Source organism: Providencia sp. PROV202 (genome assembly GCF_028479565.1).
In the GTDB taxonomy this organism is placed as follows: domain Bacteria; phylum Pseudomonadota; class Gammaproteobacteria; order Enterobacterales; family Enterobacteriaceae; genus Providencia; species Providencia zhijiangensis.
This window is the reverse complement of sequence record NZ_JAMPNV010000006.1, coordinates 39,547-53,058: the sequence shown is the minus strand read 5'-3', so window position 1 is coordinate 53,058 and position 13,512 is coordinate 39,547. Positions and strand designations below refer to the sequence as shown.

Genomic DNA, 13,512 nt, shown 5'->3' with positions numbered 1-13,512 from the left:
ACTTATAGCAAGCCCCGTGATGAAAATCACGGGGTTTTTGTTTTTTACGACAAAGTAATTTCGAACTCTATTTTCTCCCTATCATTACCAAGTTCACTCTGCTATAGCGATCCTTCAAGATTTTTTGTTTATTATGCGCTAGCAAGTTCTATTTAAAGTTTTGATATAGAGTATAACCTGCCACTGCACCCGCTACATCATAAGCAAAATCATGCCAACTCCAGCCAGTACCGGCTGGTCGGCTATCATAAAGTTCTTTCGAAGCACCTAGCGAAATCGAAAATAACATACCGAATTGTGCTGCTTGCCGATGTTGCATGTTCTGTTTATCCGCATACGCATTACCAGCGGCAGCCATTGCAGCAGAAAAAGCAAAGTGCTGAGCCTTATCCTTTCCTTTCCAATTATCATTTGACCAATGGAAGCCTGAACAGCCTGTCATGACTATTAACGAGCAACTTAAAGCTAATGTTTTATAAGAGAAATTTGACATGTATCTTGAGCCTCTACAGCAACTGATAAGTTAGAGTTCGTTAGATAATAAAAAGCGCCACATGAGCGGCGCTTTAGAGAGTCAATAATTAAAGTATTCGACTAATGAGACGATCAACTCGGATACGTCGCAATCGACGGATCAGTTTTTTTACTTTAACAGGGTAGGTTTGAATGCTATCTAGCTCGCGATAGTGATGAACAACTTTGGTATGGACTCGAATACAATCGAGTTCATGTTGGCGTTGTTCTTGGAGTTGCTGTTTTGGATCGTGGATCAATACCGCATTTTCCAAGTCTAATCCCCAAGCTCGTGGATTCAGGTTATTACCTGTAATCAGCTGCCATTGATTATCAACCCACATTCCTTTCAGGTGATAAGTGTTGTCACCATCTTTCCATAAACGAACTGTCAGTTGTTCACTATCAATAAAGCGCTGCAAACGGCTAACAAACTTACGTAAGTTTATTTCATAGAGATAGGGTAAAGCGCCAATAATTTTAAAAGGTTCTTCAGGTGGAATATAGAAGTCGTTAGCAGTTTTATCACCAATAATGATTTCAACTTTTTTTCCATCACGCATTAACTTACTGATAATTCTCACCAAAACTGCAGGTAAATTAAAATACGGCGTACAGATAGTGAGCTTTTCAGCTGTTGAGCTCATCAAGTGGGTGATAGTACGATTTAATTCGTTCTTTTTACCTAGGCCAACAAATGGAGTAACGGCGAGCTCATCATTAGAAGCATTACCTGGAAATTGGTAATTAACGCCTCTTAATGACAAACGAAATTGTTTGATTAACCCTTTAAATTCCGCTGTTTTTGGCCTATCAGGCGTATTGAGTAGATGAATAGCATCCGATGATAAAAGAGAATCATCAATAAATTTTTTCATCGTCGCCGTGAGCTGACTATTTTTGATGAGATGATATCTATCATAGCGGTATTTTTCATGACGATGCAGATAGACATCATTGATGCTTGCTCCGCTATATAGAAGCGTTTCATCAAATAAGAAACCTTTTAAGTGTAGTACCCCTAAAGCTTCACGTGTGTTTACGGGGATCCCGAAAACAGGGATCTCAACATCAGGGTATTGCTGAGAAACTTCATAATACCAATCGGCATTCGTCAGATTAGCAGCTGCGCCAATTCGGCCGCGCTGAGCTCGGTGCCAATCAACTAGAATTTTAATATCTAGATTAGGATTTGCTTGTTTAGCGGCATACAGAGCATGAAGGATGTCTTTACCCGCATCATCTTTTTCTAAATACAGAGCCGTAATGTAGACTGTATTTTTAGCTTGCGAGATCTGTTCAAGCAGAGCACCACGAAAATCTTCCGTCTTATAGAGCGTTTTAACATCATCAACCGACTGAGACAATTTAGGCATGTTTGCCAAGTGTTGTTGATGTTTTGCTTGTTTTAATTTTGACAACATCACAGTGTGAATTTTCTCTTGTTAGTCTAATAGCAAATCGCTTTATACAAATATTTAAGCGAATGATCTGTCGATGATATCATATTTACACCATTCATTAGGAATAAATTGACCATTGGTTTATTTACTATACAGATTACGGTTTATTCCTAACGCTAATTATAGATGCAGGGTGAGATTTACGACACCATCCTCGAATTGAACATCAATTTGGAACCCTAATTTTTTTGCCAAGCTGATCATATTACGGTTTTCCGGCATGGTGATCGCTGTCAGTTTTTTAATGCCATGCGCACGGGTGTAGTTGAGTAGCTTTTGCATTAATTGATAACCGAGCGTCTGTCCTTTCATATCTGAGCGAACTAGAACGGCAAACTCAGCTTCCTGGTTATCAGGATCCGCCATTGCACGAGTTACACCAATAATTTCAGGTTGTGTATCACTATTTTTAATAGCGACAAACGCCATTTCTCGGTCGTAATCGATTTGCGTCATATTCGCGAGATCATCATGAGTGAATTCACTGATTTCACTGAAATAACGGTAATAAAGATCTTCTTTAGTGACTTGTTCAATAAAGGATTTTAAAAGTGGTTCATCTTCAGGAAGAATGGGCCTTAACAAGCAAGTTAGGTCATCTTTTAGGTTAATGGTCTCTTCGAGTTCATTAGGGTAAGGACGAATGGCAAGCCGAGTATTTGAATTGTCATTCGCTGGGTTCAATGTCATTGAAACATCAAGTAATGTAAATTCATCACCAGCGGCAAGTAGTGGATGTATATCTAATCGGCTGATGTTAGGACAATCAATGATTAAGTTAGAGACACGAACTAATAAGCTGGCTAGCCCTGGAATATCTAATGGTTCTAGAGCACTACGGGCTTTAATTTTATGTCCTTTGATTGCATTAATGACCAAATAACGTGCTAGCGCTAAATTTAGTGGGGGAAGGGCTACGGCTGCCTGGCTCTCTTGTTGCCACTCTACGCCCCCTTCGCCAAGCATGATCAATAAACCAAAAACAGGATCAAGCTCAACAGCAATTCGCAGCTCCTGAGCGCCAGCGCGATTCGCCATGCTTTGTACTAATAAGCCTTCAATCCGTGCTTGTGGGTAATTGGTCGAGACCCGCTCAATGATGGCATTGGCGGCTTCTGCAACTTCTTTGGCATTTCTTAAATAGAGCATAACGCCCTGAACTTCTGATTTATGCACAATATCAGGAGAACGTAATTTTAGTGCGACGGGATAGCCAATCTTTTCTGCAATTTCAACGGCCTGTTCGCTGGAATGAGCAATCCATGTTGGTAAACTGTTTAAGCCATAAGCTTTTAAGATTGGTTGAACTTCATGGGTATCTAGATGCAGCTTGTTATTTTCAATGGCTTGCATGATACAGGTATGCGCTTGTTGAGTATTTGCAGTTATTCCTACAGGAAGCGCAGGGGTTTCTTTTAATTGTTTTTGGTTACGGCGATATTCCACCATATGCATATAGGCGGTGATTGCACCTTCAGGTGTTCGGTAAGTTGGGATCCCAGCTTCGCTGAAGAGCCTTCTCGCTTCTTGAGATGAATATTCCCCGCACCAGTTAGTGAGAATGGTTAACCATTTACCTCGAGGATGCTGCTTAATGGCTTTGATCACTTTTTCTGCCATGGATTTACTTTGTGTAATGGCGCTTGGTGTGTGGATCAAAAGTAACGCATCATGATCGTGGCTATCGAGCATTTTGTTTAATACGTTGAGATATCTATCCACGGTAGCATCGTCGCCGAGGTCAATCGGGTTTTGGGTAGATAAATCTAATGGCAATAGAGAGCTTAGTTCGTTTTCAGTTTCTACACTGAGTTTTGCAAGCTTCCCATTACGTAGCAGTAACTCATCGAGCGCCATTGCGGCAGGTGCTGAGCCATTGCTCATAATCGATAAACGTTCACCTCGTAGCGGAGTCATATAACTTAGTGTCTCCACCGCAGAGAACATTTCGTGGGTATCTTGGACTCGCAGTAAACCTGCCCGTTGAATCGCAGCATCATAAGCGGCATCTAAACTCGGTTTTTCACCGAGAAGCTTTTGTGCTTTGCGTGTTCGTCCACTTTTGATAACGAGGATCGGTTTGTTACGCGATGCACTACGGGAAGATGATAAAAAGCGTCTAGCATCACTAATATTTTCTAAATAAAGCAAGATGGCACTGGTTTTACTGTCTCGTGCAAGATAGTCCAGTAGGTCATCAATATCGATATCAATGCTATCGCCAAGGGCAATAAAATAGGAAAAGCCGATATCGCGATGGCGCGCCCAATCTAAGACTGTATTTGAGACTGCGGCAGATTGTGAAATAAATGCCAGTTTACCTTTCAAAATAGGGGTTGGGGAAAAGCTGGCATTTAGCCCTTGCCATGGTGCAAAGAAGCCTAAACTGTTCGGACCCAATAAACGAATTTGGTATTGTTGAGCCACCTTTTTCAGTTCATTAAATTGAATCGAAGGGGACGATAAGATAATGACGACATTACAGCCAGCCTCCCCAAGCTGCCGGAGACATTCAACATTACGAGAATAGTGAGTGCAGATCACCGCAAGATCAGGCTTGAGTGGGAGTTTATCAATAGAGGGATAAGCAAGGACGCCAAGAATGGAGCTCCTATTCGGGTTAACGGGCAGAATAGGGCCTTTGAAACCGCTGCTGAGTAAGTTTTTCATCATCACTGATCCTGCTCGGCTAGGATCTTCTGAAGCGCCCACAACAACGATAGATTTTGGTCTAAACAATGACTCTAGCTGACTCACTAACCCCATGGCGGTAAACCTTTTTGTGGTGAGCGAAAACCCGCTCAATTGATTTTGAGTTCGTAAGCAACGCTATACGATACAGCAATACTATGTCGTATATTGTGCCGTATATTGTGGGAAGCGCCAGTTTATCGAGGGAATTTTATTAAATATTACAAGCACCCTCACGTTTTGCTGTGAAGGTGATTTTCAAAATAGAAATTGCTGGAAAGCGAGGCATATAAATAACGTAAAAAATGCCTATAAGGAGTTATTCTTGCGGCTGAGACAAGAGCATTTGAGCGGTTGGATGATGCGGTTTTCCCTCTAAGTATTTACGGCGAAACAGATTGAAATGCGTAAATAATGCTTGGGATGCATCAATATCGCCAGCTTGCTCTAGCACAGTAGCTGCCACTTCAGCGGTACAATGCTGCTCTTCACGCGATGGGATACGCAGCAGGTAGTCGGTTCTCGCTTTTGTATTGATTGACAGCATTGGAATTTGATCCAAATAAGGGCTCTTGCGGAACATTTTACGCGCTTCTGGCCAAGTGCCATCTAACAAAATAAATAGTGCAGGTTTGTCTGAAAGCGTTGGAGCATTGACGACAACGCGACCCGTTTGCGCATAGCTTTCTGGGAAAATTAGATAAGGTTGTCTAGTCTTATCTTGCAGTGCAGCTAATAGCTGGTTGTCAGGATCTGTTCTTGACCACTGATATGCCTGAGTATCAGGAAGCACATCAGCAATCAGCTTTCCGGTATTGCTGGGCTTAAAAACTTCACCATCAAACATAATCAGGCAAAATTGGCTTTTTGCTTTCGCTGAAACCGTTTCTTCACAGAGACACTGAGGTACGGGAAGCAGGCAATGTTGACAGCGTTTTACCCGGCAACCTCTTGCTTTAAAAGGTTTTGTAGAAAGGGCTAAGCGTTGCTGACGCAGATGATAGACAGCGTTCTGACTCATGATTGATAGGGCACTTTTCGTTGTGACAAAAATAAGGGGCATATTGTACGCAAAACGATTTGTCTACGATAGAAGTATATTCAATAACTTTTCGGTGAGATAATAGCGCGGATCGGTAGCGTAGCTTTGCAACTTCATGTAATCTTCGCGCCATAGCTTAGTAGGGGATAGCGATGAACGACACGAATGATTTTAGTGGTAAAAACGGCAAAGTAAAAGTGATGTATGTCCGTAGCGAAGAACAGGACAACAATAAAGGTAATGATAAACGCCGTGGTGGTCGTGATGATAAGCGCGACGATAGACGTTCAGGTGGACGTAACGACCGTAATGATCGTAACGAACGTTCAGGTCGCTCTGGTCGTCCAGAGGGGGGGCGTTCAGAACGCCGTTCTGACAACGATAGACGCTCAAGTCGTCGCGATAGCGCACCACGTGGCGAGCAATCTCCGTGGCGTACCGTTTCAAAACCGGGAAGTGATGAATTAGAAAACGATCATGGTGGTATCTCAGGAAAAAGCCAAATTGATCCTGAGCAACTGCGTAAACAACGCCAAGAAGAAACCCGTATTTACGGCGAAAATGCTTGCCAAGCGATGTTTAAAAACCGTCCAGATGGTATTGTCCGTGCGTGGTTCTTGCAGTCAGTCACTCCACGTTTTCGTGATGCATTAAAATGGATGGCGGCAAACCGTAAGGCGTACCATGTTGTTGATGAAGAAGAGTTAACAAAAGCGTCTGGTACTGAGCACCACGGCGGCGTGTGCTTTATCATCAAAAAACGCGGTGGTATGGCAGCAGAAACCTATTTAGAAAATGCGGTCGATACCGATTGTGTTTTAGCGTTAGAAGATGTTGGTAACCCGCATAACCTTGGTGGGATCATGCGTAGCTGCGCTCACTTTGGTGTGAAAGGTGTGATTTTACAAGATGCAGGAATGCTGGAGTCCGGTGCGGCAATTCGTACCGCTGAAGGTGGCGCTGAGCATATTAAAGCCATTGATGCAGATGGTTTCACGCCAACACTGAATAAATTCCGTGAAGCAGGCTATACCATCGTCACCACATCAAGCCATAAAGGTAGTCAGGACCTTGCTAAGGTTCAATTACCGAAGAAAATGGTGCTGGTGTTAGGTCAAGAGAGTGATGGTTTAAGTGATAGCACATGGGATCAAGGCGATATGAGCCTGTACATTGGCGGAACAGGTAAAGTTGAAAGCCTGAACGTCTCTGTCGCAACAGGGATTATGCTTTCTCAGTGGTGGTCACAAAATAAAGCTAAGTAATGACTTACTGACTTGGCTAGCAAAAAAAACCATACGCAAAATTGTGTATGGTTTTTTTTCGTCTGAAGCATATGTCGGTTAGTGAGCCCCACCACCCTCTTTTGAACCGGCTCCGAATGGTGGTTTGGCAAACCAGACTATCACCATCAATAGAATAAACACGCCTGCGGACATCCAGAAAATTTCATTAGCAGAAATAATTAACCCTTGTTCAGTAATTGAACGTGCAATATACGCGGCACTTTGTTGTTCATTCATGCCTATTTGCGCCAACTCACTGTACATATGTTGGGCATTTGGATTGTACGGGTTAACAAACTCTGTCAGATTTTCATGGTGCATCGCTTCACGCTGTGTCCACAAGGTGGTGGTGATGGAGGTACCAATTGCCCCCGCTAAGGTTCGTGTAAAGTTAGATAAGCTGGATGCTGATGCCATTCTTTCTGGTGGTAGACCCGATAATGTAATGGTCGTGAGTGGCATAAAGAAGCAGGCTATCGCTAAACCTTGAACGAACTGAGGCCACGCGGCGGCGGCAAATCCCATCCCAGGTTCAAAGGTGTAAGCTCGCCAGTAATAGCAGACGGCATACATAATAAAACTGAATGTCACTAAATAACGCATATCGATGCGGTTACCAAAGCGACCAATAATCGGCGTGATCAGCAGCGGCAATAGGCCCACGGGTGCCGAGGCCAAACCCGCCCAGGTTGCCGTATAACCATACACTTCTTGCAGTAACTGAGGCAACAGAACAATAGTACCGAAATAGAGCATATACGCCAAACTAAGCGCCAAACAACCGATGGTAAAATTACGCTCTTTAAAGAGGGAAAGGTCGATGACGGGATGCTCATCAGTCAGTTCCCAAACAATTAAGAAAGCTATCGCGATAACGGCGACAACGGTGAGAACGATTATCTCAGTAGAGTTAAACCAATCGAGCTCTTTCCCTTGGTCGAGCATAATCTGCAAGGCACCAATCCCGACAACCAGTAAGACAAGCCCAACGGTATCAATCGGCTTGATAGCGATTTGAGTTTCACGCCCTTTGAGCGTTCGCATAATGGCAAAAATAATGGCGATACTAAACGGAACGTTGATAAAGAAAATCCAGCCCCAGTGGTAGTTGTCACTAATATAGCCACCAAGAATAGGCCCGCAAATCGGCGCAACCACAATGGTCATAGACCATAATGCAAGTGCCATACTGCGTTTGGCTGGTGGATAGTTATTGAGTAATAGACTCTGAGATAACGGAATGAGTGGGCCAGCAACCAAACCTTGTAGAACGCGGAATAAAATCAGCATTTCTAAGCTGTTGGAGATCCCACATAGCCATGAGGTTAGGGCGAAAAGCCCAGTAGACCATAAAAAGAGGCGAACTTCACCAATACGACGCGCTAACCAGCCAGTGATCGGAATGGAGATAGCATTCGCTACCCCAAACGATGTGATCACCCATGTGCCTTGTGAGTTAGATGCACCCAAGTTACCCGCAATTGTGGGGATAGCGACGTTAGCAATGGTCGAATCCAAAACTTGCATGAAAGTCGCCAAAGATAACGCAATGGTCATCCAAGCCAGTTTTGAACCTGTTAACGGTGCATTTGTCACGTTAATGTCTCCGTTTACTTATTTGCCAGAGTTATTTTGAATAATCTCAGCAACAATTTTGTCAGCAGGAGACATATCAACCGCTAAAGCGGTTGTGTGATAAGCCGGCGTATCGCGCAGACCTTTGGATAATACTTTGCCATCTTTATTGGCTGTATCCACTTCGACTTCCGTGGAAAGCCCGATGCGCAATGGATATTCATCCAACTGAGTTTCATCGAGAGCGATACGTACCGGAAGGCGTTGCACTACTTTGATCCAGTTACCGCTCGCATTTTGAGCTGGCAATAACGAGAATGCGCTCCCCGTCCCCATATCAAGGCCAATCACTGTGCCGTTGAATACCACATTCTTGCCGTAAAAATCGGTAGTTACTTTGGCAGGTTGACCAATACGCATACTGGCTAATTGTGTCTCTTTAAAGTTGGCATCAATCCACATTCCGCTGGATGGTACAATTGCCATTAATGGGGTATTTGGCGTGATTTGTGAACCGACTTGCACACTGCGGCGAGAAACATAACCATCTACTGGACTAACAATTTTAGTACGTTGAAGGGCAAGCCATGCATTTCTAACTTGCGTTGCAGCTTGTTCAACCAGTGGTTGTTTTTCTAAAGCCGTATTGAGCACGATAGCTTGATTGGCATTGTACTGTTCAATCGCCACATCAAGTGCACCTTTCGCACTGATGACCGCTTCTCTCGCGTGTTGGAGCTCTTCTTTACCGATTAAATTGCTGCTACCTAAGACTTCGCGGCGTTTTAAATCATTTTGTAAGCGGGATAGTTCAGAGCGTTTAACATCAATATTTGCTTGAAATTGGCGGCTATTGATAATGTGCTGTTGGGATTGTCGAACACTGTTAGCAAGTTCAGTTTTGGCTTTTTCTAGGGCAAGTTCGGCATCTCTGGGATCTAACTCCACCAGTACCGTTCCACTTTTCACAAAATCGGTATTATCGACATTGACTGTCATGACACTACCGGATATTTGCGCTTGGATTTGAACTTGATTTCCAGCAACGTAAGCGTTGTCTGTCGATTCGTAATGGCGTAAGACGAGATACCAGTATGCAGTCCAACCGATGCCAATCGCGATAAAAATAACGGTTAGGAACATTAGGGCATTTCTGCGCTGTCTTTTTTTGTTTAACGGTGGCGTTTGCGTTTCAGGCAGATCCTCGCGTGCGCTCATACTGGTGGTTCCCCATATTCAATGGATAAAAATAACGGCTGTTTCCAGCAGTTAGTGTTAACTACTGGAAACTAAGACGACAAATGATTTCGTTGCTCGATGGGATATCGCAATATATAACTGAAAGGATAATGAAATATATGTGAGTGAAAAGTTTTTTTTTCAGTTTAAGCCACAGAATGCCTCAAAAACATTAACCATGCATTATATGTGGTCAATGTTATCAGTCTTTTATGCTATCGAGTTTTGCTAATAATTTGCGCATCAGCTTGTCGAGCAGCTGTTTTTCATCAATATCCAATGAAGACCAGATATCGATCAATGCTTTATGTTGTGGTGGTAATAGTCCACTGAGAAACTCAGAGCCTTTTTCAGTTAAGTGCAAATGTAAGCAACGACGGTCGTTATGGCTTTCTTTACGCTCAATCCAGCCATTTTTTTCTAATTCATCGGCAATACGTGTCGCGTTAGTCCGTGAAGAGCCTAATGCAGCACTGAGTTCAGATGGCTGAATGCTATGAGAATCTTTGGTATCAAGGATCATGAGCGCCATAAATAGCGTTTCATTGACGCCCTGAGCTCTTAGCATATTGTTACGTGATTCCAACAGTTTTCCATGAACGTGCATGCATAAGCGCGTCAATAAAATTTCTTGGTAAGGGATAGTATTTTCCAGTGAAGTTTGTTGCGCGACGCGAGCGTTAAGTAATTCTTCTGTCGGTGTAAATGAACTTTCCATTATTTGGATACCTTATTAGTTTCAGTTGGTAAGATTTCAACTGTAATCAACCATGTGAATGGTATATTAAAAGATAGAATTAGCAATTATACTTAATTAATTTCATCCATTTTATTTTGACAATGATACATCATTCATAAATTTTATGAATGTGTTTTAACGCATTTAGTATAGTTCAATTAACAATCACTGCTTTCTTACTATCATGTAGGTAAATAGATGAAAATATAATTGCGTTTTATACGACAAATAAAATCATATAAAACAATATATAATCACATCGCATTAACTCAATACCATTTTTTTTATTACTCAATAATTACAAGATAGAAGGATCTTTCTGTTTTTTGGTGTAAATACCCTAGAAAGACATCTAGGGTATTGAGTAATACCGAATTAATATTTTATGGGTAAGAAGTATACCATTTGATAAAGATATACTTTTTGCTTAACTGTGTCACTTATTAACTTTTTCTAGGTAAATTATACCTTGAACCAATTATTTATCATTGTTAGCTATTTAACATGATGATTATTATCACAGTGCCATAATAATAGGCTAAATAATGTGCGCATGAAGAATAAATGAAATATTAAATGAGTATAGAGTTCTATAGCAGCCAAATAGATGTCTGCTATAGATATAAATGAATGAAGTAATTACTGTTCAGAGGTAATTGTTGGATCGAATCGAGAGCCGATTGCCCAAATGATTAAACTGATGCCAGTGATAATAACACCTGAAATAGCGACGCCCATCCAGCCTGCATGTTCATAGGCATAACCTGAAAGTAATGAGCCAAGTGCTCCACCAATAAAATAACTGGTCATATAACCGGCAGTTAAGCGATTTCGTGCTTCAGGCATAATACGGTAAAGCGTGCTTTGGTTAGTCACATGAACGCCTTGAATGGCCAAATCAAGTACTAAGATACCGATAATAAAAGCGATGAGTGAATATTTTGCTAGGCCAATCGGGATCCACGATAGCAACAAGAGAATTAGCCCTAGGGTGGTAACTAATTTGCCTTTACCTTTATCCACTAGGCGTCCGGCTTGGGTTGCCATTAATGCGCCTGCAGCGCCAACCAGACCAAATAACCCGATAGTGCCCTCTGAATAATTAAAAGGTGGACTGGCTAATAAGAATGCCATCGCTGTCCATAGTAGTGCAAAGTTAGCGAAAGTGAGGGCACCAAGTAGTGATCGAGTCGCTAAGACTGGTGTAGTAAAAAACAGGCGTCCGATAGAGCCAATAAGTTGAAAATAGTTAAGCTCCGTTTTTTGGTGATAGCGCGGTAATTTAAGTGCCAAAATTAGGATCAGAAGCATCATTAATCCAAAGGCAACCCAGTAAATTGCTCGCCAACCGCCTATCATTGCCACGCCACCAGAGATAGTTCGGGCAAGTAAGATACCAAGAAGTAATCCACTCATAATGGTGCCCACCGCTTTGCCCCGTTGGTGAGGCTTTGCAATAGAAGCTGCCATAGGAACAAGAACTTGGGCGACAACGGAGAATAACCCTGTGAGGGCGGTACCGAGAAGAATTTGCCAAATATTGTCAGAAAGTGCAGTGATTAATAAGCCACTGGCTGACAATGTTGTCATCACAATGATCAATTTTTTGCGTTCAAAAAGATCACCAAGAGGAACAAGGAAGAGTAACCCAACGGCATAACCTAATTGGGCGGCGGTCACAATAAAGCCGGCCATGTTGGTTGTTAGGTTGAATTGGAGTGCGATAGTGTCTAACAGGGGCTGTGCGTAATAGTTACTGGCAACGACCAGTCCAGTGGCGATGGCCATTAAGAGCGTTAAGCCCGTAGTCAGTTCCGCTTGTGGTGTTTTCATGCTCATTATGCTTCGGATATGAATGTTATTTTATGATCTTGTGGGTAGGCAGTAAGCCTATCCCACTATGACCGTTTATAGTATTAATGATTTAAGTGATTTTATTATTTTTTTCAAAAGATTGATGCGAGATATTTTTGTTGATGTTATTCAAAAAAGCCAATCATCATCTTCAGTACTGACTGCTTTACCAATCACATAGGATGAACCTGAACCTGAGAAAAAGTCATGGTTTTCGTTGGCATCAGGCGAAAGTGCCGACAAAATCTCTGGGCTAACTTGGGTTATTGAGTCAGGGAACAGCGCCTCATAGCCCAAATTCATCAAGGCTTTATTCGCATTATAGTGAAGGAAGCTTTTTACATCTTCACTCCAGCCAACGCCATCATACAACTCTTGGGTGTATTTGATTTCATTTTCATATAAATCAAACAATAATGAAAAAGTAAAATCCTTAATTTCATTGCGTTCCTGTTCAGAATAATGGACAAGAGCTTTTTGAAATTTATAGCCAATATAGTAACCATGAATCGCTTCATCGCGGATGATTAGGCGGATTAAATCAGCGGTATTGGTGAGTTTTCCACGGCTTGACCAGTACATGGGTAAATAAAAGCCCGAGTAAAACAAAAAAGATTCTAAAAAGACGCTGGCGACTTTTTTCTTCAGTGGATGTTCATCGCAGTAGTAAGACAAAATAATTTTGGCTTTATTTTGCAATGCACTGTTTTCTTCACTCCAACGGTATGCTTCATCAACATCGGCAGTGGAGCACAGCGTTGAAAAGATAGAGCTGTAGGAGCGTGCGTGGACAGCCTCCATAAAGCTGATATTAGAGAGAACGGCTTCTTCGTGGGGTGTTTGAGCATCACCCATTAAACACGGTGCCCCAACGGTATTTTGGATGGTATCCAACAAGGTTAGCCCAGTAAAAACGCGTATGGTGAGCTTTTGCTCGGCAGGTGTCAGAGTGTTCCAAGAAACTGTGTCATTGGACAGTGGGATTTTTTCCGGTAGCCAAAAGTTGCTGGTTAGTCGATTCCAGACCTCGAGATCTTTATCATCTTGGATACGGTTCCAGTTGATCGCTTGAACAGGGCGATTGAGCGTGCTGGTGGTCATTATCTTTTT

At 42.3% G+C, this 13,512-nt stretch carries 10 protein-coding genes; 1 reads left to right on the top strand and 9 read right to left on the bottom strand.

Going from position 1 to position 13,512, the window contains the following annotated elements; genetic code table 11:
* Positions 1–148: 148 nt before the first annotated feature.
* From PR799_RS04465 to PR799_RS04450, 4 genes are all read right to left on the bottom strand, one after another.
* Positions 149–493: a YfiM family lipoprotein gene (locus PR799_RS04465; protein WP_272521349.1), complete on the bottom strand. Its 345-nt coding sequence runs from the start codon at positions 491–493 to the stop codon at positions 149–151.
* A gap of 88 nt (positions 494–581) precedes the next feature.
* The gene (gene pssA / locus PR799_RS04460) at positions 582–1,937 is read right to left on the bottom strand and encodes a CDP-diacylglycerol--serine O-phosphatidyltransferase (RefSeq protein WP_272521348.1); all 1,356 of its coding nucleotides are present in this window, start codon (positions 1,935–1,937) and stop codon (positions 582–584) included.
* Between the two features lie 159 nt (positions 1,938–2,096).
* Positions 2,097–4,742 carry a bifunctional acetate--CoA ligase family protein/GNAT family N-acetyltransferase gene (locus PR799_RS04455; protein ID WP_272521347.1) on the bottom strand — a complete coding sequence of 882 codons (2,646 nt, stop codon included), beginning with the start codon at positions 4,740–4,742 and terminating at the stop codon, positions 2,097–2,099.
* A 244-nt stretch (positions 4,743–4,986) separates the two neighbouring features.
* A complete protein-coding gene (locus PR799_RS04450) occupies positions 4,987–5,688 on the bottom strand; it encodes a tRNA-uridine aminocarboxypropyltransferase (RefSeq protein WP_272521346.1) in 702 nt (233 codons plus the stop codon).
* A gap of 173 nt (positions 5,689–5,861) precedes the next feature.
* Here PR799_RS04450 and PR799_RS04445 point away from each other — a divergent pair, with 173 nt between their 5' ends.
* On the top strand, positions 5,862–6,974 hold the full coding sequence (locus PR799_RS04445) for a tRNA/rRNA methyltransferase (protein ID WP_272521345.1): 1,113 nt from the start codon (positions 5,862–5,864) through the stop codon (positions 6,972–6,974).
* A gap of 78 nt (positions 6,975–7,052) precedes the next feature.
* Here the strand turns inward: PR799_RS04445 and emrB are convergent, their stop codons facing one another.
* The 5 genes from emrB to nrdF all read right to left on the bottom strand — a co-directional run bounded on the left by emrB (position 7,053) and on the right by nrdF (position 13,503).
* The gene (emrB, locus tag PR799_RS04440; RefSeq protein WP_272521344.1) at positions 7,053–8,591 is read right to left on the bottom strand and encodes a multidrug efflux MFS transporter permease subunit EmrB; all 1,539 of its coding nucleotides are present in this window, start codon (positions 8,589–8,591) and stop codon (positions 7,053–7,055) included.
* 18 nt (positions 8,592–8,609) lie between these two features.
* Positions 8,610–9,788, bottom strand: a complete 1,179-nt coding sequence (gene emrA, locus PR799_RS04435; protein ID WP_154628726.1) for a multidrug efflux MFS transporter periplasmic adaptor subunit EmrA — start codon at positions 9,786–9,788, stop codon at positions 8,610–8,612.
* Between the two features lie 223 nt (positions 9,789–10,011).
* Positions 10,012–10,527, bottom strand: coding sequence for a transcriptional repressor MprA (gene mprA / locus PR799_RS04430; protein WP_154604602.1), 516 nt, complete (start codon positions 10,525–10,527; stop codon positions 10,012–10,014).
* A gap of 660 nt (positions 10,528–11,187) precedes the next feature.
* Positions 11,188–12,387 carry an MFS transporter gene (locus PR799_RS04425; protein ID WP_272521343.1) on the bottom strand — a complete coding sequence of 400 codons (1,200 nt, stop codon included), beginning with the start codon at positions 12,385–12,387 and terminating at the stop codon, positions 11,188–11,190.
* A 144-nt stretch (positions 12,388–12,531) separates the two neighbouring features.
* Positions 12,532–13,503: a class 1b ribonucleoside-diphosphate reductase subunit beta gene (gene nrdF / locus PR799_RS04420; RefSeq protein ID WP_154628724.1), complete on the bottom strand. Its 972-nt coding sequence runs from the start codon at positions 13,501–13,503 to the stop codon at positions 12,532–12,534.
* Positions 13,504–13,512: the final 9 nt, after the last annotated feature.

What these genes read in the sequence shown, in the direction of transcription:
- PR799_RS04465 (WP_272521349.1), bottom strand. Translation starts at nt 493, where the DNA reads ATGTCAAATTTCTCTTATAAAACATTAGCTTTAAGTTGCTCGTTAATA.
- pssA (WP_272521348.1), bottom strand. Translation starts at nt 1,937, where the DNA reads ATGTTGTCAAAATTAAAACAAGCAAAACATCAACAACACTTGGCAAAC.
- PR799_RS04455 (WP_272521347.1), bottom strand. Translation starts at nt 4,742, where the DNA reads ATGGGGTTAGTGAGTCAGCTAGAGTCATTGTTTAGACCAAAATCTATC.
- PR799_RS04450 (WP_272521346.1), bottom strand. Translation starts at nt 5,688, where the DNA reads ATGAGTCAGAACGCTGTCTATCATCTGCGTCAGCAACGCTTAGCCCTT.
- PR799_RS04445 (WP_272521345.1), top strand. Translation starts at nt 5,862, where the DNA reads ATGAACGACACGAATGATTTTAGTGGTAAAAACGGCAAAGTAAAAGTG.
- emrA (WP_154628726.1), bottom strand. Translation starts at nt 9,788, where the DNA reads ATGAGCGCACGCGAGGATCTGCCTGAAACGCAAACGCCACCGTTAAAC.
- mprA (WP_154604602.1), bottom strand. Translation starts at nt 10,527, where the DNA reads ATGGAAAGTTCATTTACACCGACAGAAGAATTACTTAACGCTCGCGTC.
- PR799_RS04425 (WP_272521343.1), bottom strand. Translation starts at nt 12,387, where the DNA reads ATGAGCATGAAAACACCACAAGCGGAACTGACTACGGGCTTAACGCTC.
- nrdF (WP_154628724.1), bottom strand. Translation starts at nt 13,503, where the DNA reads ATGACCACCAGCACGCTCAATCGCCCTGTTCAAGCGATCAACTGGAAC.